The organism is Amycolatopsis sp. lyj-23, from assembly GCF_046549135.1.
Lineage (GTDB): Bacteria > Actinomycetota > Actinomycetes > Mycobacteriales > Pseudonocardiaceae > Amycolatopsis.
Genome location: NZ_JAJPWN010000001.1, coordinates 779,911 through 803,002, shown reverse-complemented (window position 1 = coordinate 803,002; position 23,092 = coordinate 779,911). Strand labels below are relative to the sequence as shown.

The 23,092-nt window shown below is 68.4% G+C and carries 22 protein-coding genes; 14 read left to right on the top strand and 8 right to left on the bottom strand.

The window, feature by feature from the left end; translation table 11 throughout:
• Positions 1 to 205: 205 nt before the first annotated feature.
• The 6 genes from ACLJPY_RS03045 to ACLJPY_RS03020 form a co-directional block, all read right to left on the bottom strand.
• Positions 206 to 892, bottom strand: a complete 687-nt coding sequence (locus ACLJPY_RS03045) for a cytochrome P450 (protein WP_410586430.1) — start codon at positions 890 to 892, stop codon at positions 206 to 208.
• The gene (locus ACLJPY_RS03040) at positions 838 to 1,512 is read right to left on the bottom strand and encodes a cytochrome P450 (RefSeq protein ID WP_410586429.1); all 675 of its coding nucleotides are present in this window, start codon (positions 1,510 to 1,512) and stop codon (positions 838 to 840) included. The genes ACLJPY_RS03045 and ACLJPY_RS03040 overlap by 55 nt, the downstream gene beginning before the upstream one ends.
• Before the next feature lie 87 nt (positions 1,513 to 1,599).
• On the bottom strand, positions 1,600 to 2,331 hold the full coding sequence (locus ACLJPY_RS03035) for a GNAT family N-acetyltransferase (RefSeq protein WP_410586447.1): 732 nt from the start codon (positions 2,329 to 2,331) through the stop codon (positions 1,600 to 1,602).
• Positions 2,331 to 3,050, bottom strand: a complete 720-nt coding sequence (locus tag ACLJPY_RS03030) for an iron-containing redox enzyme family protein (protein ID WP_410586428.1) — start codon at positions 3,048 to 3,050, stop codon at positions 2,331 to 2,333. Before ACLJPY_RS03030 ends, ACLJPY_RS03035 begins: the two co-directional genes overlap by 1 nt.
• Positions 3,051 to 3,608: 558 nt before the next feature.
• The gene (locus ACLJPY_RS03025; RefSeq protein ID WP_410586427.1) at positions 3,609 to 3,872 is read right to left on the bottom strand and encodes a hypothetical protein; all 264 of its coding nucleotides are present in this window, start codon (positions 3,870 to 3,872) and stop codon (positions 3,609 to 3,611) included.
• Positions 3,873 to 4,186: 314 nt separating this feature from the next.
• Positions 4,187 to 4,870 carry a class I SAM-dependent methyltransferase gene (locus tag ACLJPY_RS03020; protein ID WP_410586426.1) on the bottom strand — a complete coding sequence of 228 codons (684 nt, stop codon included), beginning with the start codon at positions 4,868 to 4,870 and terminating at the stop codon, positions 4,187 to 4,189.
• Positions 4,871 to 5,606: 736 nt separating this feature from the next.
• On the opposite strand from ACLJPY_RS03020, the gene ACLJPY_RS03015 reads away from it, so the two are divergent.
• From ACLJPY_RS03015 to ACLJPY_RS02950, 14 genes are all read left to right on the top strand, one after another.
• Positions 5,607 to 7,178, top strand: a complete 1,572-nt coding sequence (locus ACLJPY_RS03015) for a salicylate synthase (protein ID WP_410586425.1) — start codon at positions 5,607 to 5,609, stop codon at positions 7,176 to 7,178.
• Between the two features lie 163 nt (positions 7,179 to 7,341).
• On the top strand, positions 7,342 to 7,602 hold the full coding sequence (locus ACLJPY_RS03010; protein WP_410586424.1) for a hypothetical protein: 261 nt from the start codon (positions 7,342 to 7,344) through the stop codon (positions 7,600 to 7,602).
• Between the two features lie 79 nt (positions 7,603 to 7,681).
• Positions 7,682 to 8,548, top strand: a complete 867-nt coding sequence (locus ACLJPY_RS03005; protein ID WP_410586423.1) for a UbiA family prenyltransferase — start codon at positions 7,682 to 7,684, stop codon at positions 8,546 to 8,548.
• A 458-nt stretch (positions 8,549 to 9,006) separates the two neighbouring features.
• Positions 9,007 to 10,062: an AMP-binding protein gene (locus ACLJPY_RS03000; RefSeq protein WP_410586422.1), complete on the top strand. Its 1,056-nt coding sequence runs from the start codon at positions 9,007 to 9,009 to the stop codon at positions 10,060 to 10,062.
• The gene (locus ACLJPY_RS02995; RefSeq protein WP_410586421.1) at positions 10,062 to 11,432 is read left to right on the top strand and encodes an aldehyde dehydrogenase family protein; all 1,371 of its coding nucleotides are present in this window, start codon (positions 10,062 to 10,064) and stop codon (positions 11,430 to 11,432) included. The genes ACLJPY_RS03000 and ACLJPY_RS02995 overlap by 1 nt, the downstream gene beginning before the upstream one ends.
• Before the next feature lie 124 nt (positions 11,433 to 11,556).
• Positions 11,557 to 13,260, top strand: a complete 1,704-nt coding sequence (locus ACLJPY_RS02990) for an aromatic amino acid lyase (protein WP_410586420.1) — start codon at positions 11,557 to 11,559, stop codon at positions 13,258 to 13,260.
• Positions 13,257 to 14,039 (top strand): L-tyrosine 3-hydroxylase, encoded by a 783-nt coding sequence (locus ACLJPY_RS02985; RefSeq protein ID WP_410586419.1) that lies wholly within the window; start codon positions 13,257 to 13,259, stop codon positions 14,037 to 14,039. Before ACLJPY_RS02990 ends, ACLJPY_RS02985 begins: the two co-directional genes overlap by 4 nt.
• Positions 14,036 to 14,722, top strand: a complete 687-nt coding sequence (locus ACLJPY_RS02980; protein WP_410586418.1) for an O-methyltransferase — start codon at positions 14,036 to 14,038, stop codon at positions 14,720 to 14,722. The genes ACLJPY_RS02985 and ACLJPY_RS02980 overlap by 4 nt, the downstream gene beginning before the upstream one ends.
• Positions 14,719 to 15,759: a zinc-binding dehydrogenase gene (locus tag ACLJPY_RS02975; RefSeq protein ID WP_410586417.1), complete on the top strand. Its 1,041-nt coding sequence runs from the start codon at positions 14,719 to 14,721 to the stop codon at positions 15,757 to 15,759. The genes ACLJPY_RS02980 and ACLJPY_RS02975 overlap by 4 nt, the downstream gene beginning before the upstream one ends.
• On the top strand, positions 15,750 to 17,990 hold the full coding sequence (locus ACLJPY_RS02970) for an SDR family NAD(P)-dependent oxidoreductase (RefSeq protein WP_410586416.1): 2,241 nt from the start codon (positions 15,750 to 15,752) through the stop codon (positions 17,988 to 17,990). Before ACLJPY_RS02975 ends, ACLJPY_RS02970 begins: the two co-directional genes overlap by 10 nt.
• 407 nt (positions 17,991 to 18,397) lie before the next feature.
• Positions 18,398 to 19,408, top strand: coding sequence for an NADP-dependent oxidoreductase (locus tag ACLJPY_RS02965; RefSeq protein WP_410586415.1), 1,011 nt, complete (start codon positions 18,398 to 18,400; stop codon positions 19,406 to 19,408).
• Between the two features lie 37 nt (positions 19,409 to 19,445).
• Positions 19,446 to 20,207 (top strand): NADPH-dependent F420 reductase, encoded by a 762-nt coding sequence (locus ACLJPY_RS02960; RefSeq protein WP_410586446.1) that lies wholly within the window; start codon positions 19,446 to 19,448, stop codon positions 20,205 to 20,207.
• A gap of 113 nt (positions 20,208 to 20,320) precedes the next feature.
• A complete protein-coding gene (locus ACLJPY_RS02955) occupies positions 20,321 to 21,100 on the top strand; it encodes an inositol monophosphatase family protein (RefSeq protein ID WP_410586414.1) in 780 nt (259 codons plus the stop codon).
• 142 nt (positions 21,101 to 21,242) lie between these two features.
• Complete coding sequence (locus ACLJPY_RS02950) at positions 21,243 to 21,740, top strand: HIT domain-containing protein (protein WP_410586413.1); 498 nt, start codon at positions 21,243 to 21,245, stop codon at positions 21,738 to 21,740.
• Positions 21,741 to 21,861: 121 nt separating this feature from the next.
• On the opposite strand, the gene ACLJPY_RS02945 is transcribed toward ACLJPY_RS02950, so the two are convergent.
• Positions 21,862 to 22,281: an SDR family NAD(P)-dependent oxidoreductase gene (locus tag ACLJPY_RS02945; protein WP_410586412.1), complete on the bottom strand. Its 420-nt coding sequence runs from the start codon at positions 22,279 to 22,281 to the stop codon at positions 21,862 to 21,864.
• Between the two features lie 27 nt (positions 22,282 to 22,308).
• Positions 22,309 to 23,007 (bottom strand): SDR family NAD(P)-dependent oxidoreductase, encoded by a 699-nt coding sequence (locus ACLJPY_RS02940; protein WP_410586411.1) that lies wholly within the window; start codon positions 23,005 to 23,007, stop codon positions 22,309 to 22,311.
• Positions 23,008 to 23,092: the final 85 nt, after the last annotated feature.

Sequence of the window (23,092 nt, the reverse complement as noted above, 5' to 3'; positions counted from 1 at the left end):
CGGCCACCGACCTTCGACCCCGAAACCTACAAACAGCGCCACGCCGTGGAATGCGGCATCAACCGCCTCAAACGCCACCGCGGGGTGGCCACCCGCTATGACAAACTCGCCGCCCGCTACGAAGCCATCATCCACATCGCCGCCATCAACGAATGGCTCTGACCCACTTCGATACAGGCCCTAGTTGAGCGCCGCTTCCAGCACATCAATCCTGTTGGGCCTCGGTGTGGACTGTCTTGGCGCCAACCTCGTTGCGAAGCTCTAATATCTTTACGAGGAGACCATGCCGCGGCCGCAGGATTGTCGGGCTGACCGGACGGATTTTGGTCGACTCCAGGCGGAGTTCGGTGTGTGCAACAAGGCGGGCGAGCATCATCGTCAGGTGCGTGGTTGCCATGTTTGCGCCGATGCACCTGTGTGGGCCGCCACCGAAAGGCAGGAACTCGTGCGGTCCGGGCTTGCGATAGTCAACTCGATCAGGGTCCCAGCGTTCGGGCCGAAAAAGCAGCGGGTCCGGCCAAACCTCCGGCAGCCGGTGCGTAACATAGGGGCTGAAGAGGAGGAACGAACCCCCGCCGATCCGCTTGCCGGCGAACTCGAACTCCTCGACAACCGAGCGCGCCCATATAGCTGCTGGGGGAAACAGTCGTAACGCCTCGTGCACCACGCCGTTGAGGTAAGTCAGCCGCGACAGATCCGCACCGGTCGGAGCGCGGTCACCAATAACCGCGTGGACTTCGGCAGCGGCTCGTCGCCAGGCTCCAGGAGTTGTGAGCAGTCCGTAGACCGCCCACGCCATGGCCCCGCTGGTTGTGGAAAATCCTGCAGCGATCAAGCTTACGACTTGGTCTCTGATTTCTTTATTAGAGAGCGTACTTGAATGCACCAGCATGTCGAGTATGCCGGTAACCGTGCCGCTGGGGCCCCAGCGCGGGCCCGCTCGATTTCAGCGTAGACCCGTTCGTCGACTTTGGCGCGCGCAACCATGGCACGACGCCACTGAGGGGTACGGAGCCGACGGTGCAGAGTGACGATGATCGGAACTCGTTCGACCATGTCAAGAAGTGATTGCACGTGATCGCCGAAAAAGCTGACATGTTCGGCAAATTGATTACCAAATAGTGACTGAACAGTGCTATTCAGAATCGCGGCCCTGAATTCCTCGTAAACGTCAACCAGTTCGCCGGAATGCCAACCCGCCAGGACTGCATCCGCGTTCTCGGACATGATTTCCAAGAAAGTTGTCACGTGCCTGTGGTGCAAGGCCGGCTGGACCGCCCGTCGTCGCCGCTGATGCTCTGCTCCGTCGCTCACGAGCAGCGCTGTGGAGCCGCCATCGACCTGCACCAATACGTCAAACGCTTCGCGCCAACGGAACAAATTCGAGTTGGCGAACACGAACTGGTTTGCGCTCGGTCCGAGTAAACAGACGATACGTCCAAATCGAATAATCGGGCCAAATCTAGGGTATAGCCATGACAAAATTTCGAGGGGTCGATATCTGATGTTCATGGGCAATTGTATCACCGCCGGAAGCGCAAAACGTTGCGCTTTCATTGCTGTCTAGGACTTCTATGTCCGTGCTGAACCGATACGCCGTCAATGTCCGGTGATCTCAGTGGTCGATGGTTGTGCGAGTGAGGTGACGTGTTTGTCGAAGCAGGAGCGGAGTTCCGCCCTGGCCGAGGCTACGGCTCCTTCGAGGTGAGAAGGCACCTGCTCGGGCCTTCCGATCATGATGACGACTTCGTCGTCGTACTGTGGCAAGGTGAAGCGTTGTTCGCCGAGAGGTGTGCGCCCAAATTTGGCGAAAAATCTATCTTGGCCCTGCCTGCACCCCATCGTCCCCCATACCAACCGGCGCCCGAGCAGTTGTGCCAACGCGGTCTCGGCGACGAGAAGCCGGGAGCCCAGCCCTGATCGTTGCCACGTAGGCTCGACGACGAGCCGAGCTCCTTCGAGTACGTCGCTGTCGCTGATTTCAGCCCCACGCAACAGTTGAGAGGCTGCCTCGGGAGCGAGACTGCGAACTCGGCTGGACCTCAGCCGCTCCAGCGGGGCGCATCTTACGCAGGCCAGGATATCGCCCCGTGCCGGTTCACGGAGGACGAGGTGATAGGCGCTCGTGTCATGAGTGTCCGCGTCGACAAAGCGACCGTCGGCAGTGCGAAACGCAGGCCTACGGCCGCGGCTCCACAGAACGCGAGCCCGGAACGACCGGATGTTCGATAACCAGTCTGGCTCGGATGGCTCTTGAGTGGTCGCGGACCTAGCTTTTACGGGCAGGTGCAACTCCAGCTTCGGGTTGTACGAGAGATGCGGTATGGACATCACCCGAGGTCCATTTCGGCTAGCTCCATGCACTCGGCCATGAATGCGCCATAAGCGTCCAGGGCAGCGGTTCCGGTCTCGATCATCATCGGAAGTGCAGTTGGCTTCACGGCGAGAACCTCACTGAGCTGCCGACGGTTAAAGGCGGTATGGCCGGCGTCGAGCTCGACATGCTCGGCCAGGAAGGTGTACTGCCGATTGCCGGGCCCGAATACGCGTTCGCAGTTACGTAGCATTGGCGGTCCGATCGTAACGGACAGCATCTCGATCTCGTACTCGATTGCCAATTGACCAAAAGGCTGAGGGCCATTGATGACATTTTCGTGCAGGGCACGGTACGCTTGTGAGCTGGCAAGTAGTGGCTGGGCCAGCAGAGCCTGCGCGTCAATATGTTCTCCGTGCTCGTTGAGCCACGCCGCGATGGCATAGGCGTCTGCCACCATCAAAGCGTCGTGACCAGCCTCAGCGTGGGAATGAGCTGTTAGTGCGGTGCCAAGCGCGTTCATTCCGATCTCCTGGCACCGCTTTCCAGCGGAGGCAATCCACTCTTCCACAGGCGCAGTCATCTTCGGTCCATGTGCACTGAACCTGAGCATCCAACGTGTGAAGCGTTCGACGGAACATTCTGGCGCAATGAGCTCTGTGACTGCGGGCGCAGCACGGAACGCCTCGCGGCGGGGAACCATGGCTTGCTCGTAGTCGTCGATGAATGCATTCATATTCACCATCCGGAGTCTTGTCGCTGCTACAACGTCGCGGATTGCTCTATATGACGTGAATTTGACCTTGGCGAGTAAGTCTCAAGCGAAGTGCCGCTTGCCCGGTGCCGGCCCCACCAGTCGAGACGCCGTGGGAAGGCTGCCTGCCAGTACAGGCAGTACTCGCCGGCGTGTGCCACGACATCGGCGTTCGGTGCACAGGACATCGGTGACGAACCAGACCAGCTCGCGCGCTGGACCGGACGCGAGACCATGAATAATCATATGGGTCCCCTGGACCTTGGTATTCGATCTTCGTGAACTGAGCGAATCTCGGTGCGGCGCGTGTCCTGCCGCGGGCAAGTGACGAACACTCGATCCGTCAGGTCCGGTGCGCTCACCATCGCGCGGCTCGCCGGTGACCGTACCTCGAACAAGACGCCTTTCGGACGACACCCTGCACCGGATGCCCCGTAGGGCAACGTCACTGGACAAAGTGACCGAGCACGAACAGCCGCGAAAGGCGGAAGACGCGCAAAACATCGACAAAAGGGCACGCTCTTCGTCGGTCGGTGCGCCTCATCCGGCGTTCCACCCGGCTTCGAGGAGTGCGGCCTCCCCCGTCTCCGTGATCGCCGCCGGCGACGCCAGGCCGTACGCCAGCCGCAGTTCGCTCTCGATGAGGCCGGCCCCGACGAGGTTGTGCACCGCCACGTGATCGCACCAGCAGCCGTCGATCGTGAGGGCGGGCTCGCAGCCGGCGAACAGCACTCCGCGCCCGGCCGCCACGGCCCGCAGTATCGCCAGTTCACGCCGGCTCAATTCGCATCGGAACCCGGTCATCGCGATCACCGTCTCAGTGGGTCACCTTCACACTGACCCAGCTTGAGACGCAACTCTTCATATCTTCTTCACCAGGCTCGGTCCGGCGTGTCCGATGGCACCGTCCACATCGTCCCGCGAGTGGGCAAGATCGGCGCAGCCCTGGTCGCCCCTGGTCACCGTCTTCGTGGTCACTTACCGGGGCTGTGGCCCCAGGGGCCGGCATGACTTTGCCTCCGGCCGCCGGCACGATTTCGCCGGGCGGACACCGGACCCGGTGGCATCGACCGACCGCTCGCGTTCTTCGAGGCCGGCGGCCAGTGCCGGCGCAACGTCTAACGGCGGACCGCGGTCAGGTACCAGACTGGGACGAGGACGCGTCCGTCGGCGTCGGTGGCCAGGCTGGCCAGGTCGGCGGGTTCCTCGTCCAGCAAGGCCCGGGCGATCTGCCGCAGCTCTTCCGGCGTCATCGACGTCGTGTAGACGGTGGGCTCGAGCTTCTCGATCGTCCAGTCGCGCCCGACGGTCTCCCGCAGGTTGGCTTCGCTGATCGAGTAGGGCGCCGGGAAGCTGGCCGGTAACTCGGAGGAGAAGGCGAACAGATGCAGCCGTGTGCCCGGGCGGGTCGCGCGGGTCAGGGCCGCCAGGTATTCGCGGCGCTGGTCTTCGGTGAGGCAGTGATAGAGCGTGCTGTCGAGGACGGTGTCGAAGCGGCCTTCGTAGCCTTCGAGCTTCGTCGCGTCGGCCACCGCGAAGGTGACGCCCGGCGCACGGTCGCGGGCCAGCTCGACCGCCGACGGGGCGATGTCCAGGCCGGTGACGTGCAGGCCGCGGGAGGCGAGGAACGCCGAGTTGTCGCCGAGGCCGCAGCCGACGTCGAGAACCTCGCCGGTGAACGCGCCCGCGTCGGCCAGTGCCACGACCGCGGGCTGCGGTGCACGCAGGTCCCACGGCATGTTCCGGCCCATCGGCGTGCCGCCTCTGTAAAGCTCTTCGTAGGTGAAGGTGTGGACGTCCATGACTGCCCCTTGTCGAAGGTATGACAAGAGCACACTATAAGCACGCTCGCCGGGTACGCGTACTACCAATTCCGGCCGAGTACCTCGGTGACGAGTTTCGCTGCGGGCCTGAGGATGACGGTTTCCTGTCGAGGGGCCGGTTCCGGCGCTGACGCGACCGGTCGTTCCTCACCGCAGCGGCCCGCGACAGCGTGCCGGAGTATTTTGGACAAGGGTTCTGCCCCGCAAGCCGTCGAGAAGGGCACCATCCTGATCGATGATGGATTTCGCCGGATGGAGACGAAGTGTCTGGCGGCAGCTACGAATGCGGGGAGAACCGGATGCCGAGGACGGACCGGCCGCGGGTCGCGTTGTGCGAGCCCGGGCCGATGGGTTCGATCGTCACGAGGATTTTGGCAGACCGGGCTTACCCGCTGGTCGCGGGAATCACCCGGGGGTGCCGGAGCCGACCGGCCGCGGCTTTCGGCGCGAACGCGCCCTCAGCCGCCCGGCAGCGCTCCGCCTCCAGCCGGTGTGAGAGGTCGTGACGAAAGGCGGCGGTAGATCTCCTCGGGCGTCGACACGGGCTAGGTGATCGGGTCGGCGATGCCGACGCCGATGGTGGCCGACAGGCGGTTCGGGTTATCAGCTGGGGCTTCGGACTAGGGGCGGACCGAATCGACGCGGTCCTCACCTTCGCGACGCCATCCGAGTAGCGGGGCCATGGGGATTCCGCTGAGACCCGGGATACGGTGGTGTGACCTCGAAGCGCCCTGCACAGCCTCGTCGTCGGCGAGATCGACATGGGTGTACTCCCATTGTGGCGAAACGACGTACCGGGCGGGTTCGGCTGCAACTGCCCCCGCGCCCGCCGGTCGACGAGGAGTTCGTCCAGAACCACGTCGGACGCATCACCGCGGAGCACTCAACCGGCGTCGATGTCGCCACCAGACCGGTGGTGGACGGTTACTCGATCTTTCGGGGAGGAAGAAACATGACTGAGACCGCACTGAGCAAATTCGCAGACAGAAGCGTGCCGTTCTCCGGGGACCGCCTTGCCGTGGCGGCCGGTCTGTGCGCCGGCAGCCGGGACCCGCACGTGCTCTACGAAAGCGGCGGCCGCGTGTGCTGGGCCGAAGGTGAACTCGCCGTGGTCGAACTCCGTGGCGACGGTGACCTGACGGTATCAGCGGGCGGTGAACAGGTCTCCATCTCCTGCATCGGCTCCCCGCTGGCGACCGTGGGTGAGGCGCTGGCCGCGGCCGGAACCGCGGCCGCCGGGGACCGGTGGCGCGCCTACGGCTGGGCGGCCTTCGAGCTGAGTCAAGTGCTGGCGGGCTCCGTTCGGACTCCCGAGCCGGTGCTGCGGCTCACCGTGCCGGAGCGCGAGATCGTGCTCGACGGCGACGTGGCAGCACTCCGGGCGCGGACCGAAGACGAACTCGATCAGCTACGGGACCGGCTGGTCACCGCGTCCGCAGACGCGGGCGGCGAACTCGTCGAGGTAGACCTGGAAGAAGGGGCCGACTCATATCGCCGGGCGGTCTCCGAAGCCGTGGACACCATCCGGGCGGGCACGCTCGAGAAAGTCATCCTCTCCCGCCGGGTCCCGGTGCCCGGCGCGATCGACCTGCCCGCCACGTACTTGGCCGGCCGCCGGGCCAATGACCCCGTGCGGTCGTTCGTGGTCCGCCAAGGCAACTGGGAGGCCGCCGGATTCAGCCCGGAGATCGTCGCGACGGTGACCGCGGACGGGATCGCCGTGACCCAACCGCTGGCCGGCACGAGGGCTTTGGTGGGTGAGGCCGAGCTGGACCGCGCTCGTCGAGAAGAGCTGAGCCGCGACCCCAAGGAGGTCTACGAACACGCGATATCCGTGCGGCGGTCGGCCACCGAGCTCGCGGAGGTTTGCGTTCCGGGCACTGTGCGGGTCGGAGACTTCATGTCGGTCCGGGACCGTGGCAGCGTTCAGCACCTGGGCTCTGAGGTGACCGGTCGGCTCCGCCCGGGCACCGATTGCTGGGCCGCGTTCTCGGTGCTGTTTCCGGCCGTGACCGCGTCCGGGATCCCCAAAGCCGAGGCTTGCCGGCTCATCGACCGAGTTGAGCCCGGCAACCGCGGGCTGTACAGCGGAGCCGTGCTGACTGTCGACTCCGAAGGCGCACTGGACGCGGCTCTCGTGCTGCGCAGCGTGTTCAGGCAGGAAGGACGAACGTGGTTGCGGGCCGGAGCCGGGATCGTCCCGCAGTCCGACCCCGAGCGTGAGCTGGAGGAGACGCGGGAGAAGCTGCGCAGCGTCAGCCGCTTTCTGGTGCGCGCCGCTTCGTAGGCGGGCCGTCTTCGGACACCGGAACATGCGAGCACCGGGACACCCCTGGCGAGGTTGTGCGTCAGCCGGCGTTCCCATTCCGGAGCACGTGCCGCCGGCGCCGTCCCCATCGGACCATGTGGCCGGAGATTCGACTTGGAGTCAGCTCAGGGAGATCGTGCGAATGACTGAAACGCAGCACCCGGAGGGCGTCCTCGCACCGCAGCCATCGGACCTGCCGCGCATGGGGCGCGGTGTGGTCTGGTCGGTGATCACCGCCGAGATCGAAGTGGAGGTCGGTGCCCAGAGCGCCGCCCCTCCGCACGAATCGGGGGCGGCGTGGGTCCCCGAACCGCCGGACGTCGTTGACCCGTTCCAGTGGCGGTGGCCCGGACGACCGATCGGCTCGACCTATCACCCGTACCAGATGCCGCAGCCGGAATGAGCTTCTCCGGGTGTGAGCACTTGGGCCGGTGCGGGCCTGGAATCCACTGTATTGATTGACTGGTGAAGCTATGGTTCGCATGCACGCTCGTCTGAGCGGTATTGAGTATGAATTCAAATTGTTCTACCTCTTCACCAGGTCGAACCTCCTCATAGGAGTTCCGCCGGCGTTGCTCATGTCGCTGTCGGCCATGGTGCGTGAAGCAGGTGTCGCAAGGACCTGGGCCGTGCCCGAGGTCGTTGTGTTCGCCTGCTTTGCGATCTACGTCTCTGATCTGTCGCAGCAGTTGACTGGGATCGAGGAGGATCGGCACAACAAACCACGAAGGCCGCTTCCTGCAGCATTGGTGAACCCCGATCGGGCGCGGCGTCGATTGCTCTTCTCCGTATTCGCCCTGCTGCTTGTCTCGATCCCTGCGGGAGTCATCCTCCAGGCGCTGAGCTGGCTTCTGCTGTCGTGGCTGAACGACCACATGGGCCTGGCCCGCAACGTCCTCGCCAAACCGGTGGTCGTCGGGTTCCAGGCCGTTGTCCAACTCACTGCCGCCTGGCAGATCACCGCCCCGATGCAGCCTGCAGTCTTCGGATGGATCATACTGACTGGTGTAGTGCTGGCGCTGCTGATGCCGCTGCAAGACCTGCGTGATATCCCAGGAGACCTGGCGTGTGGCCGCCGAACATTGCCCATCAGACTCGGCCAGCGCGCCGCGCGCTCCTATTTGTGCGTCGCATTCATCGCTGCCCCGGTGATCATCTATTTTGTCGGCTGGCGCCTAGGTGCAAGCCGGCTCGCGCTCCTCGCCTTCGCCGCTGTCCAAGCGCTGATGTCCGTTGCGGTATGCGTGCGTCTCCGCGGCCCGATCAACTACCGAAAAGATCACGTCACCTACACGGTTCTTGTCTACTGGTACATGTCGATGGCAGTGGCTCCGATGCTGATCTTCTGAATACAAGAGAGCCTGCCGGCGCTGGGCTGGGTTTTTCGGGTGTTTGTGTGCTGCTGCAGGTGGATAGTCTTCTCGACCACTTCGAGATGAACGTTCGTCGCGTAGTCCAGCGAGGCGCTCGAGCGGTCGTTCAACCTGTCGATGCCCTCGTTCGTTGATCAGGAGCCCAGACTGTCACATCTCACGCCTGCAACAGATGCCCCAACGGGCAACACTTCCCGACCTAATTACTTGAGGTGGCAGGAGGGATGCCCACCGTAGCGGCGAATGCCTAGGCTCGTCACTGTGAGCTGAATCTGACCCAGGGTGTCTGTGCGGCGGGGCGACGTGAATTCAGACCAGTCGACCGCCGTCAGGTCGCCGGGGAGGTGTTGCCCGAAGCGATTCCATTGCGTGCACGACGGAGGTTTTCCTTGATGGCTTTGGACGTTTTCCCTATCGAACAGGACAATGGTTTCGTGGACGAGCGCCGGTTCTACCCGGCGGCGATGAAGTGGCACTTCAGCCCGGAGACGGGGTCACCGTTCTGGCTGGCGAAGGCGCCGGCTCTCGGCTTCGATCCGCTCACCGACGTCCGTACGCACGCCGACTTGCATCGGTTCCCCAACCTCGTCAACGAACTGCGGGAACTGCCGCTCGAAGCGCTGGTTCCGCGCGGGTACGGCGAACACCTCGACATCATCGGCGCGTTCGACAGCGGTGGCACGACCGGGACGCCGAAACGGGTGTTGCTGCACTCGGACTGGCTGCACAGCTCGCTGTCGTGGAAGTCGGCGCGGATGGACGAGTTCGGATTCCCCCGGCGCGTCAACTGGCTGAACGTCACGCCGAGCGGCCCGCACATCTTCGGCCGGCTGATGGCCGAGGTCACGCGGATGCGCGGCGGTATCTGCTTCACGGTGGACCTCGACCCGCGGTGGGTCCGCACGAGCTTGAGCGAAGGCCGTGCGGACGAGGCGAACCGGTACGCCGAGCACATCGTGGACCAAGCCGAAACCGTGCTCCGCCACCAGGAAATCGGCGTCCTGGTGGTCACGCCCCCGTTGCTCGTGCGAATGGCCGAACGCGAGGAGCTGACCGAGCTCATCAACCGCAAGGTCGATGTCATCATGTGGGGCGGGGCGCACCTGGACGCCGACACCCGCCGGATCCTGCGCGACGACGTGTTCCCGAACGTACCCCTGTGCGGTCAGTACGGCAGCACGATGATCCTCGGCGGCAGCATGGAACGCCCGGGGGAGGCGCCGGCCGGCGCGCACTGCGTCTTCGACTCGTTCTCGCCGTACACGACGTTTTCGGTCGTCGATCCGGATACCCGTGGCGAAGTCGCCGAAGGCGAGCGCGGCCAAGTCGTCATGCACCACGTCAGCAAGTCGCTCCTCCTGCCCAACAACCTGGAGCGGGACCTGGCCACCCGGGTCGCACCGCCGCCGGGGTCGTTGGGCGTTTCGGTCGCCGACGTGACTCCGGTTCCGGTCTTCGAGCATGCCGAAGTCATCGAAGGCGTCTACTGATGAGCGCACTGCCGCACCTGGCCGCGCTGGGCCCGTCAGGTGAGTTCCGCGCCGGCCGAACCGAGCTCGTGTCCGGTGTGGACGGTACGGGCATCGCCGAGCTGAGCTTGGTACCCGGACTCTACGTGAAGCGGACGATCGACAAGCTGCGGCGGGCCCGGCCGCTCGCGCTTCCGGCTCGGCTCGCCGCTCTCGGGGAAGCCGGCAAGCTGTTCCTGCACGAGGTCGGCGGGGTGTCACTGCCGGAGCACGAGCGGCTCGTCGCCGCGTCGTCCGGCGTGGCGTTGCCGGTCGTGGAGACGGCGTCGCGGTCGATCGCGCACAGCGCTTCGGTCGTCGGGGACAGTGTCGGCCGGGCCCGCCCGACGTCGACCAGCGAAAGCTGGCGCGACGTCCGGTCCGCCGGTGCGACCTGGGTGCGCCGGGGGGAAGTGCTCGCGGTCCAATCGCCGGCGAACCACCCGGCGACGCACAGCATCTGGCTCGAGGCGCTGGCGCTGGGTTACCGCGTGGCTGTCCGCCCGTCCGGGCGCGAACCGTTCACCGCGCACCGGCTGGTGCAGTCCCTGCGCGCTTGCGGATTCGGCGACGACCACGTCGCCTACCTGCCGACCGACCACGCCGTCGCCCGCCAGCTCGTGGCTGCGGCCGATCTCGCCGTGGTCTACGGGGGAGCGGACGTCGCCGCCGAATACGGGGGACGGAGCGACGTTCTGGTGCAAGGCCCGGGCCGGTCGAAGATCCTCGTCACCGACGGTCACCGTCCGGGGAGCGTCGACGTGGTGGCCGACTCGGTCGCCGGATTCGGCGGGACCGCCTGCGTCAACGCTTCTGCGGTGCTGGTGGAAGGCGACGCCAGGGGCTTCGCGGAAGAGCTCGCGCATCGGCTCGCCCGGATCGCTGTGGCGTCGCCGGTGAGTGACGCGGCAGTGCTTCCCGCCTTTTCGAGCGAGCGAGCTCGCTCGATCGAGGCCCACCTGCGGAGCAAGATCGGCGGTGGCCGGCTGGTCGGTGGCGGCGAGCTGTTCACGCCCCTGCCCGAAGGCGGGGCCACGTTGCGGCCGGCCGTCGTGCTCCTCGACCGGGCACAGGCACCGCAGCTCGACGTGGAGCTCCCGTTCCCCTGCGTCTGGGTGGCGCCGTGGAGCACCGCGGATGGGATCGGTCCCCTGCGCGGCAGCCTGACGGTCACCGCGCTCACCGAGGACGACGAACTGCTGTCCGAGCTGGCCGACGACCCCACCATCGGCAACCTGCACATCGGGAACGTCCCCACGTACTCCATGCGGCCGGGACTCCCGCACGACGGGCATCTCGCGGAATTCCTGATGCGCAGCAAGACGGTGGTTCAGGAGGACGGTTCCCGCTGACAGGTCCGGAGAGGACAGTTCAAGCCTGGAGTGCGGGCCGGCCGTGTCGGCTGGGCCGGCTGCACTCGTGGCGGCGGCGCGGTCTTCGGGCCGTGCCGAGCTCGCTGACGTGTGGGACGGGCAGATGCTCGCCGGCACCGGCGGTCGGGAGCGAACCCGGATCGAGTACGAAAAGTCCACCTGTCACAGCCCAGATCGGACGCTGACCTTTCGGGCAGTCATCCTGGAAGTTAGTCGCGGGAGCACCGCTGACACGCCCGACGTGGCCAAGAATTGCGTTCAAACCCGTTTCGGCCGCTTTAGGGGCGATGACATGATAAGCCCGATCGATTTCGCGACCACCTCCGTCGACCTTTCGGTTCCCGTGAAGCTCACTCAGCTGGAGGCCGCCGTCCGGCCGATCCGGATCTCGTTGCCCGCGAACGTCATCACGGACATCGAACGCGGCCGGAGCTTCGTCGAGGCGACGCTGGCGCAGCGTGAACGCCCGGTGTACGGCGCCACGACGGGATTCGGGCCCTTGGTCGTTTTCGATGGCCGGGAAAACAGTTCCGCGCAGTGCGAGAACGTATTGCAGCACCTCACCGTCGGACAGGGACCCGACCTGCCGGTCGCCGTTGCCCGAGCAGCGGTGCTGGTGCGCGCGCGGTCCCTGGCCCGGGGCCTGTCCGGCGTATCGCTGCCCACGGTGGACGCACTGGGGCGGATGCTCGCCACCAGCTTCGCCCCCGCCATCCCGACCTGGGGCTCGGTCGGCGCCAGCGGGGACCTGGTTCCCTTGGCGCACGCCGTCCAAAGCCTGCGCGGCAACGGGTACGCCTACTTCGACGGCGAACGGATGCCTGCCGCCGACGCCCTGCGGGCCGCGGGCCTGGTTCCGCTCGAACTGGACGGCCGGGACGCGCTGGCGTTGGTCAACGGCACATCGGTGACGACAGCCGCCGCCGGTCTGGCCGTGCTGTCGGCGCAGCGCTCCCTGAAAATCGCCCTCGCGCTGACGGCGGCTCTCGCCGACGTTCTCGGGGCCGCACCCGCCTTCCTGGCGCCGTCACTGCTGAAGGCGTTCGGCCATCCCGAAGCCGAAGCGGCCGGCCGGGACCTGTCGTGGTGGCTCGAGGGAACAACCCCGGCTCCGGAGCGGCCGTTGCAAGAGCCCTACAGCCTCCGGTGCACGCCGCAGCTGCTCGGTGCCGCGCGGTCGGCGGTCGGGTGGTCGGCCAGGACCGTCGCCGACGACCTGCGGGGGGTCAGCGACAACCCACTGTTCTTCCCGGACGAAGACCTCGTCGCCCACGGCGGCAATTTCTTCGGCCAGCCGGCCGCCTTCGCCACCGACCTGCTGTCTTCGGCGGTGACCCAGGTCGGCAATCTCGCCGAGCGGCAGGTCGACTTGCTGGTGGACCCGGGCCGCAACGGCGGTCGGCCCCCGATGCTTGCGGCCGAGCCGGGCAAGCAGCATGCGATCCAGGGCTTGCAGATCCTGGCGACGTCGGTCGTCGTGGCGATGCGCCGAGCGTGCACACCCGCGGCGATGCAGAGCGTTCCCACCAACCTGCACAACCAGGACGTCGTCCCCTTCGGCACCCAGGCCGCGCTGACCGCCTACGAGCAGACCCGCCTCCTGCGGCTGCTGCACGGCTGCCTCGGCGTGGCCGTGCGCCAAGCCGCTCACATCGGCGACCGCACGCCGACCGCCCCGCACTGCGCGAGCCTGGTCGCGGCGCTGGCCGAGCGAGTTCAGCCGCTGACCCGCGACCGTCCGCTCGACGAGGACATCCGCGCGGCCGCCGATGTGCTGGACGAGCACGTCACGGACGTGATGCCGTGACTGCTTCGCTGCTGCCGCGGCTCACCGTTCCGCTGCCGCAGAACCCGTTCACCCCCTGCCTCGGACTGGCCGGCGACGTCGGCAAGCCTGAGGTCGGCGAAGCCGTCGGGCCGGCGCCACTCGACAGCGAGGCCGAGTTCGCCTGGTACCGCTGGCTGCTGGGGCACCACGGCGCCTTCTGCGCGTGGCGGCTGCTCGCCGCGGCGCTCGCCCGCGGTGACCTCGGCGAGGCCGCGGACCTTTACGACACCTATTCGGCACTGCTGCTCTACGCGGGCAGCTGTCGCCCCGAGGTCTACCGCTCGGTCATCCGGCCGCGGATGGCGGCACGGCACCCGGCGATGAGCGGCAAGTGGGTGCGCGATCAACGCCACGTCTCCGCGCTGCTCGCCGGAGCGCAGCCGGCTCCCGGGTCGCCACTGAAGGCGGCGGTGAAGTTCAACCGCCTCGTGCACGTGACGGTGGCCGCGCGGCTCGTGCCGGCCGGGGGATCGCTCCTGCGCGACGCCGGGCGGGACGTCCACGACGTGCCCACGGAGGCCGAACAAGCGCTGGTCGACGACTTCTTCCTCGTCGACCGGGCTGCGGTCTGCGCGCACGCCTTCGGTGCCGCGGTGCGGGCACGGGCGTCGGCGCTGTTGGCGGACCTCACAGAGTGGCCCGTGCGCGTGACCTACGACCGCGACGCGGTGAACCAGTTCCAGACCGGTTTGCCGGTGCACATCGGCCGCCTCGTCCCGATCGCCGAGGCGGCTCTCGGGGAAGGAGCCAAGGCATGACGACCGCAGCGCAGCAGCCGGAGAAGGCGGTGACGATCACCCCGCAGGTGCTCGACTACGTCCGGAGTCAGCTGCCGCCGTTCACCGACGTCCAGCGTGAGCTGATCGACGCCACGCTCGCCCTCGGCGAGGTGGCCGAGATGCAGGTCCCCCCGGAGCAGGGCGCGCTGATCACCTTGCTGGCGAGGCTGACGAATGCCCGGGTGGCGGTGGAGGTGGGCACGTTCACCGGCTACTCGACGCTGGCACTGGCCGAGGGCGTGGGGCCGGGCGGCCGGGTGATCACCTGCGACGTGACCGACCGCTGGGCCGGGATCGCCTCCGCCGCCTGGACCGCGGCCGGCGTAGCCGACCGGGTGGAACTTCTGCTCGGTCCCGCCGCCGAAACCTTGCGGACCCTTCCCGAAGAGCCGTTCATCGACCTGGCCTTCCTCGACGCGGACAAGGTCGGCTACCTCGGCTACTGGGAGGAGCTCGTGCCCCGATTGCGCCCCAACGGCTTGATCGTGGCCGACAACGTGCTCTACGCCGGCGAGGCGGCTTCACCCGGCGCCGAAGGCAACGCTCGCGCGATCCGCGAGTTCAACGAGCACGTGCGGCGGGACGACCGCGTCGAGTCGGTGCTCCTCACCGTCGCGGACGGGGTCACCCTGGCCCGGAGGAAAGACCGGGAGGAGCGGTGAAGGCAGCGCAGCTGATCTCTCACGAAGAGGTCGTCGTGACCGAGGTGCCCGACCCCGTGCCGGGCGCGCCGACCGATGCCGTCGTCAGGGTGGTCGCCGCCGGGATCTGCGGCACCGATGTGCGCGGCTTCGCCGGCCGGGCCGGCCCGGTGCGCGGCCCGCACTGCGGGCACGAGTTCGCCGGGGTTGTCACGGCAGTCGGCACTGACGTCGTAACGCTGGCACCCGGTGACTTCGTCCTCGCGCCCTTCACCTTCTCCGACGGCGTCTGCACGCCGTGCCGCCGCGGAGTGCCCACGTCGTGTTCCGCGGGCGGGATGTGGGGCGTCGCGGCCGGCGGTGGACAGGCGGAAGCGGTCCTCGTGCCGTTCGCCGACGCGACGCTGGTCCCCGTTCGCGTCGACGAAGACGACGAACGGATCCCGGCTTTGGTCACGCTTACCGATGTCGTGGCCACCGGCTGGCACGTGCTGAGCCAGGGGCTGCGCCAGATCCCGCCGGACCGCTCGAGGGTGGTCGCGGTCGTCGGGGACGGCGCGGTCGGCCTCAGTTCGGTGCTCGCGGCCCGGGCCGCGGGGGCCGAACGCATCTTTCTGCTGGGCCGGCACGAGTCGCGGCTGGCGATCGGCGCGGCCTTCGGCGCCACTGACGTGGTCACGGCGGAGAGCGGGGACGAGGCCGTCGCGGCGGTCCGCGACGCCACCGGCGGTACCGGCGCCGACCTCGTGGTCGACGCGGTGGGGGAGCAGCCGGCCCTGAACACCGCGATGGCCGCGTGTGCCGATGGCGGCGTACTCGGCCTGGTCGGCGGCCCGCACGGCCACGTCGATGCCGCGGCGTGCTTCCAGCGCAACATCACTCTGACGGGCGGCCTCACGCCCGTGCGCCGCTACCTGCCGGACCTCGCCGCCCGGGTCCTCGCCGGTGAGCTGGACCCGTCGCCGCTGTTCGACCGCACCGTGCCGCTCGATGACATCGCCGCGGGCTACGCGGCTATGGCCGGACTGCGAGCCGTCAAGGTGCTGGTGTGGCCGTGACGGCGGCGTGGGAGGTACCCGTCGATGCGCACCTCGGCGAGTACGTCCTGCGGCCGGACGCCGCGGACGACGATCAGGTCGCGGTGGTGGACCGCTCCCGCGGCGGGCGTCTCGTATGGACTTACGGACGGCTGCGCGTGGCCGTCGCCGGACTCGCGGCGTGGTTGCGGCGAGCGGGGGTCGGCGACGACGACACGGTGGCGGTACTGGCCGAGAACAGCGCCGAGTTCGTGGTCGCCTACCACGGGATTCTCGCGGCCGGCGCGGTGGTGCTCGCCCTGGATCCGCGGGACACCGCCGAGCGGTGGCGCACCGTGATCGCCGAGTCCAGGGCGAAAGCGCTGATCGCCGAGACGGCACTGGGACCACCGGAAGTCTCGCTGCCGGCCGTCTGCGTCGGCCCTGCGTCCTCAGGCGGAACGCCGTGGGACGAAGCCGTTGCCACGCCGCCGCGGCCGCGCTCCCCGCGTGGGGGCGAGCGGCCCGCCGTGCTGATGAGCTCCAGCGGCACCCAAGGCACGCCGAAACTCGTCCCGTTGTCGCACCGCAACTTGACCGCCAACCTCGGGCAGATCGCCCACCTGCACCGGGTACGCGGCGACGACGTCGTCCTGTCGGTCCCACCGCTGCGGCACGTCTACGGGATGCAGATGGCGATGAACCCGGTGCTGAAGGCGGGCGCCACCCTGGTCATCGGCGCCACGCCGTTTTCGGCCGCGGACTTCACCCGCGACGTCTCCGAGGACGCCGTGTCGCTGGCGTACCTGGTCCCGAGCGTCGTCACCGAGCTCGGTGCGGGCGGGCGGCCATTGCCGTCGTTGCGGCTGGTCGTCTCGGGCGGGGCCCCACTGCCCTCGTCGGACGCCGACCGCTGCGCCGCAACCCTCGGCGTGCCGGTCGTGCAGGGCTTCGGGATGACGGAAGCGGGGTGCGTGAGCTTCAGCCCGGACGGCGTCGAGGTGCCACCCGGCTCCACCGGCGTACTGGTTCCGGGCACCGAGGTACGGTTCACCGGCGGCACGGGGGCGGAGTCCGGCGAGCTGTGGCTGCGCGGCCCGCAGATCGCCCGCGCGTCGGCGGACGCGGACGGCTGGCTGCGCACCGGCGACCTGGCGAGCCGGGACACCCGCGGCTTCCTGCGGATCACCGGCCGCGCGAAGTCGCTGATCAAGTACAAGGGGCACCAGGTTTCGCCCGCCGAGCTGGAAGAGGTGGTGACGGACCACCCCGCGGTGGTGGAGGCCTGCGTCGCCGGCGTGCCCGACCCTGTCGCCGGGGAGATCCCGAAGGCCTATGTCGTGCTCGGTGCGCCGGTCCCCCTCGCGGAGATCACCGCCTACGTCGCGGACCGGGTCGCCCCGCACAAACGGGTGCGGGCCATCGAGCGGGTGCGGGCGATCCCGCGCTCCTCGACCGGCAAGCGGACGCGGCCCCCGGCGCTGCGGGTACTGGTCACCGGTGGCGGACGCGGGCTGGGACGCACGTTCGCCGGTGCGCTGGCCGCCGCCGGGCTGTCGGTGGCCGTCGCCGGTCGCGACCGGAACGCCTTGGCCGAGACCGTCGAGGAGATCCGGCGGACCGGCGGATCCGCGACCGGGGTGCACCTCGACGTCACGGACGAAAGCTCGTCGAGACGCGGGGTCGAGCGGATCGTGGCCGAGCTGGGCGGTCTCGACGTGCTCGTGAACAACGCGGGTGTCCCCGGGCCGATCGGTCCGTTGTGGACCGTTGACGAAACCGAGTGGCGGCGGGTGTTCGAAGTTGGGCTCTTCGGGGCGGCGCGGATGGCACGAGCCGTGCTGCCCGCCCTCACCGGGCGGGTGGTGAACGTGGTGAGCAGGGCGGGCACGGTCGGCTGGCCGCACGCCAGCGCCTACGCGGCCACGAAGGCGGCGTTGATCTCGTTGACCGCGAGTCTGGCCGGCGAACTGGCCGGCTCCGGGCGGGTGGCGGTGGCTTTCGACCCGGGTCTGGTCGACGCCGGGATGACCCGTTCCCACCTGGACCGCGGCCGGACGGGTAACCGCTACGAGGACGAGATCCTGGCGTGGACGGTGAAAGCGCGCGAGGCCGGGCGGTTCACGGCCGCCGCCGACTCGGCGGCGGCGCTGGTCGCCGTGGTGACGGGCGCGGCCGATCACTCGGCCGGCCGGTGTGTCCAGACGGACGACGTGCTGCCGAAAGGCCGCCCCGTCCAGACTGCGGTCGCCGGTGGCGGAACAGGAGGGTGAACTCGGTGCGACGCCGGGAAAACGGGCTCCGCTGCTGATCACGTCGGTCGTCGGCGACCCGTTCTCCTGGGCGACCCAGCAGGACGGGTGCCGGCGTTGTCCTTCGTCTGGTGTCGGCGGCCAGAACGCCGTGCCGGCCTTCGCGGCGGTCTGAGCCGCATCGTGGTCGGCTGCGCATGATCGGGCAGAAGCTCTCGACGAACTGACGGCGACCGCGGTGGAGCGACGCTGGTTCCCGAACTTCGCCGTTACCGTCGGATGAGCGCTCCCGCCGCGGCAGACGCCACGAGAACAGGTAGCCGGTCGGCCGTCGGCTTTTCGGCGATCGATCGCTGCCACGGCAGGAGGGCATGCCGCACACGTCGCAACGAATCGTAGCGTCACCCCCGAACGACTTGGAGAGTGTCGTGACTCGCACCATGAAGGCGATCCGGCTGCACGAATTCGGCGGACCGCAGGTGCTGCGTCTCGATGAGGTTCCCGTCCCGGCGCCGGGCCCGGGAGAAGTGCTTGTCCGCGTGCGCGCGGTCGGCGTCAACCCGCCGGACTGGTACGCGCGCGAGGGGATGCCCGATGTGCCGCCCGATCTCAAGCCATCGCTGGTTCTCCCTCTGATTCCCGGGACCGATGTGTCGGGGGTCGTGGAGGAGGTCGCCGCCGACGTGGACGGCTTCGCCGTCGGGGACGAAGTGTTCGGCCTGCTGCGGTTTCCCACCGTCATGCAGAGCGGCGCTTACGCCGAATACGTCACCGCGCCGGCATCCGACCTGGCTCACAAGCCGGCTGCCGTCGACCACGTGGAAGCCGCGGGGGCGGCGATGTCGGGCTTGACGGCGTGGCAGTTTCTGATCGATGTGGGGCACGAGTACCCCTCGCCGTTCCAGAAGGCAAGACACAGACCGATGGCCCTTGACGGTGAGAAAACGGTACTCGTCAACGGCGCTGCCGGCGGCGTCGGTCATCTGGCACTTCAGTTGGCCAAATGGCGGAAAGCCCGGGTCATCGCGGTGGCCTCCGGCGCTCACGAGTCGTTTCTCCGTGAGCTGGGCGCCGACGAGTTCATCGACTACACCAAGGTCCGGGCCGAAGAAGCCGTTCGAGGCGTCGACCTCGTCCTGGACTGCGTCGGGGGACCTCGCAGCCGGCGGTTTCTCGGCGTAGTCAAACGCGGCGGGGCGCTCTACCCGGTGTACCCGGGTGTGTTCGACGACGAAGAGAGCGCGGCGCTCGGTGTCACGGTCACCGCGACCCAAGTCCGTGCCAGTGGTGCACAGCTCGCCGAGCTTGGCCGTCTGCTCGACGACGACACGATCCGCGTGGCGATCGACACCATCTTCCGGCTCGAAGACTCCCGGGCCGCGCACCAACGCGCAGCCGAGGGGCACATCCGAGGCAAGATCGTGCTGGCGTTCGCATGACCGCGAAAGCCTTCTCGGACCGTGGTCGTCACTCTTCCTGTCGAACATCCGCGATGTCACGAAGCCGGCTTCCGGGCTGCGCCGGACCCGAGCGGCCCCCTCCGCTAGCCAGATTCACCGAGACCGTCCGAGCCAAGAACACAAGGAGCTTTCCGTCATGACCAGCATCGGCATCCTGGGCGCCGGCCGCGTCGGCACGAACCTCGCCCGCGCCCTCGCCGCGGCGGGCCACCACGTCACCCTCGGCCTTCGTGACACCGAGGCGAGAAGCACGCCGCCCGCGGAGGGGACCGAGATCCGCTACGCCGATCACGCCACCACCGCCCGCACCGCCGAAATCGTGATCAACGCGACCCCCGGCGACAGCGCACTGAACCGGCTCACCGCCCTGCAGGCCGAGCTCGCGGACAAGATCCTCGTCGATGTCTCCAACGCCACCGTCGACGCCGCCGACGGCCTGCCCGGTGACCTGTGCTACCCCGGCAGCAGCCTCGCCGAACAGCTCCAGGCCGCGCTGCCCGGCACCCGGGTCGTCAAGACGCTCAACACGATGCTGTTCATGGTCATGACCGCCCCCGCTACGCTGAGCGCCCCGCCCACCGCCTATCTGTCCGGAAACGACGAACAGGCCAAGAAAGCCGTCGCCGGCCTTCTCGACGACCTGGGCTGGGATCCCGCTTGGATCGAGGACCTCGGCGACATCACCACCGCCCGTGCCACCGAAGCGATGATCCTCGTCGTCCCGCACATCCTGCGCCGCCACGGCTTCACCCCGTTCGCCGTTTCCCTCGCCCGCTGATCCGTCGACGTCCCCTTGCGGGCATGCTCGGGATGACCCCGCGCTGACCGAACCCGTCTCATGAGGCGGAAGTTGTGAAAATTCACCTTTGACAACCGATCGAGGAGCTGTCCATGTCTCAAGATTCGGTGCGTGCCACGGCCGCCGCCGTCCGCCAGGCGGGCGCCCGGCTGTTGAAGCGCTACTCCACCGCCGCCCGCCAGCCGGGGCTGCCCGAATTGCTCGCCGATCTGCGCGCCAATGACCTGACCGTCGTCGATGTGCTGGAACCGGCGCTGGCCGAAATCCTCCCCGAGGCACGCTGGCTCAACGACGAGCACGGCTCCGGCCCGCTGCCCGAAGGCGCGTGGTGGCTGATCGACCCGGTCGGCGGCAACCTCAACGCCGTGCACGGAATGACCGACTGGAACATCGGCGTCAGCCTGGTCCGGGACGGCCGCCCGGTGCTCGCAGTGCTTTATTTCCCGCTGTTGGACGAGATGTTCACCGCCACCGAGGGCGGCGGTGCGTTTCTCAACGGAGTGCCCGTGCGGGTCTCGGACAAGCAGTCACTCGAGGGCGCGGTGACCGGAACCGGTCAGGCGCAGCCCGGCACGACCGTTGTCCTGGCCGACCGCACCGCCGCTTCGTTCGCCGCGATGTCCAAGGCCGCGCTCTACGTCCGGATTTCGGTGCCGGTCAGCCACCAGCTGGCCCAGGTCGCGGCGGGCCGGATGGATCTGCACTGGCAGTTCGACAACGTCCGGGCCCACGCCGGCGGTGTGCTGCTGGTGCTGGAGGCGGGCGGGGTGGTCACCGACCTCGACGGCAAGCCCTGGCAGATCACCTCGGAAAGCTATCTGGCCGCCGCCCCGGGACTGCACGCCGCCGCGCTCGACGTTCTCACCGCCTGAGCCCACCACCAGAAACGGTGCCGCACCGCGGACCGGCAACTGCAGAGACCCGCGAATACGATCGTCGTCGTCGGCGGGACGCGGTCGGCGGAGGCACGCAGAAACCACCCTGCCCACCACAGCGCCGCAAGGAGGCCCGGTCATGGCGGTCCAGCAGATCCCCGAACCCGCGGGCGTGGCGGGCTGCGTGCCGTGCGACATGATGCACGCGCGAGTTCCACTGCCTGGCGGCCCCATACACGAAACGTCGCATTGGCTGGTCATGCACGTGCTCGGCACGTTCGGCCCGGGGGCGTTGGCCGTGGTCCCACGGCGGCACGTCGTCCACGTCGCGGACCTGGCGGCGGAGGAAGCCGGCGAACTGGGCAGCGTGCTCACGGAGGCCGCCGCCGTCGTCACGGCACTCACCGATCCCGTGCAGGTCTACACCTGCCAGTGGTCGCACACCGGCGGCGTGGCGGCCCACATCCACTTCATCCTCCAGCCGATCCGGCGCTCCGACATGGAGCGTCATCCCGGCAAGCTGGGCCCGGTGCTGCAGGCGGCCATGTTCACCGCGGAGAACAAACCCGGCCCGGCCGAGGTGGAAGCGTTCGCCGAGCTCGCCCGCGCGGCGTTCGCCCGGCGTCCGGCGCGGTGAGGCGCGCCGTCGTCGCGGGCTTTCGATCCTGCGCGAGCTCCGGAGCGACCGCGAACCCGGGGATCGGACGACGCGGCAGAACCCTCGTGTGGCCGCGTCGTTCATCCGGCTCGCCGGTCCGCTACTGGACGCTGCGGACCTGCCCGCCGTCGACGCGGACGGTCGGTTCGATCGCCAGGCCACCGCCGATGGTGACGACCCGGCCCCATCCACGGTCGCGCATGCCTGGAACGAACCGGTGGATCATTCGGACCCCGGAGATCACGTCGACCTCGTAGGTCCGGGCCCACGCCGCCCGCGCGCTCGCGTCAGCCCACGACAGGTAGTCGTAGCTGCCCGCGTTGTCGATGAGGATATCGATCGGGCCGCCGGCCAGCGTCGCCTCGGCTCCGTCGTCGGTGGTCAGGTCGGCAACCGTGCCGGCCCGCGTCGCGTCCCGGCCGTGCACCACCACCGCGGCACCCTCGGCGGCCAAGTATCCGGAGATCGCCGCGCCGAGGCCGGAGCTGGAGCCCGTCACCAGGGCGCGCTTGCCGCTCAAGCGGAGATCCATCGTCCTGGTCGCCGTTCAGGACCAGGCGATCTCGCCCGTCCGGGCGACGAAACGCCCGGAGCCGGCGCCGGGCCGCTCGGTGGCCAGCCCGACGATGGCGTCGGTGCCCTCGGTGACGGTCTGCGGGCCGCTGTGGCCGTTGAGGTCGGTCGCCGTGTAGCCGGGATCGGCGGCGTTGACGCGGATGCCGGGAAATGCTTTCGCGTACTGCGTGGTCAGCATCGTCAGCGCCGCCTTCGAGGCGGTGTAGAGCGGCGCGACGACTTTGGATTCGGCCCGCGACGGGTCGTGGGTGAGGGCGAGCGACCCCATGCCGCTGCTGACGTTGATGATGACGGGATCCGCCGACCGGCGCAGGAGCGGCAGGAACGCGGTGGTCGTCCGGACGACGCCGGCGACGTTGACGTCGAAGACAGCGAGGGCATCGGCGCCGGTCAAGTTGGTGGGGTCGCCCGCCGGGCCGTGGATGCCGGCGTTGTTGATCAGCACGTCGATCGCGCCCTCGTGCTCGGCGACGTCGGCGGCCGCGGCGGCGACGGACGCGTCGTCGGTCACGTCGATGGGTACGAACCGCGCGCCCACCGCAGCAGCAGCCCTCGCTCCGGCCTCCGGGTCGCGGGCGCCGAGCAGCACGGTGTGGCCGGCTTCGACGAGACGGCGGGCGGTCTCGCGGCCGAGACCCTTGTTCGCTCCGGTGATGAAGGTGATCGTCATGCAGTCGATCCTCGGCCCGCCGAGCGCGGCCGGCCAGGGACGCCTCGACGGTAGGAACAGCAGTACCACCATCGTGGGCGGCCCC

Coding starts and splice junctions, on each gene's coding strand:
- ACLJPY_RS03045 (WP_410586430.1), bottom strand. CDS start 892: ATGCTGGTGCATTCAAGTACGCTCTCTAATAAAGAAATCAGAGACCAA.
- ACLJPY_RS03040 (WP_410586429.1), bottom strand. CDS start 1,512: ATGAACATCAGATATCGACCCCTCGAAATTTTGTCATGGCTATACCCT.
- ACLJPY_RS03035 (WP_410586447.1), bottom strand. CDS start 2,331: ATGTCCATACCGCATCTCTCGTACAACCCGAAGCTGGAGTTGCACCTG.
- ACLJPY_RS03030 (WP_410586428.1), bottom strand. CDS start 3,050: ATGAATGCATTCATCGACGACTACGAGCAAGCCATGGTTCCCCGCCGC.
- ACLJPY_RS03025 (WP_410586427.1), bottom strand. CDS start 3,872: ATGACCGGGTTCCGATGCGAATTGAGCCGGCGTGAACTGGCGATACTG.
- ACLJPY_RS03020 (WP_410586426.1), bottom strand. CDS start 4,870: ATGGACGTCCACACCTTCACCTACGAAGAGCTTTACAGAGGCGGCACG.
- ACLJPY_RS03010 (WP_410586424.1), top strand. CDS start 7,342: ATGACTGAAACGCAGCACCCGGAGGGCGTCCTCGCACCGCAGCCATCG.
- ACLJPY_RS03005 (WP_410586423.1), top strand. CDS start 7,682: ATGCACGCTCGTCTGAGCGGTATTGAGTATGAATTCAAATTGTTCTAC.
- ACLJPY_RS02995 (WP_410586421.1), top strand. CDS start 10,062: ATGAGCGCACTGCCGCACCTGGCCGCGCTGGGCCCGTCAGGTGAGTTC.
- ACLJPY_RS02990 (WP_410586420.1), top strand. CDS start 11,557: ATGCTCGCCGGCACCGGCGGTCGGGAGCGAACCCGGATCGAGTACGAA.
- ACLJPY_RS02980 (WP_410586418.1), top strand. CDS start 14,036: ATGACGACCGCAGCGCAGCAGCCGGAGAAGGCGGTGACGATCACCCCG.
- ACLJPY_RS02955 (WP_410586414.1), top strand. CDS start 20,321: ATGTCTCAAGATTCGGTGCGTGCCACGGCCGCCGCCGTCCGCCAGGCG.
- ACLJPY_RS02950 (WP_410586413.1), top strand. CDS start 21,243: ATGGCGGTCCAGCAGATCCCCGAACCCGCGGGCGTGGCGGGCTGCGTG.
- ACLJPY_RS02940 (WP_410586411.1), bottom strand. CDS start 23,007: ATGACGATCACCTTCATCACCGGAGCGAACAAGGGTCTCGGCCGCGAG.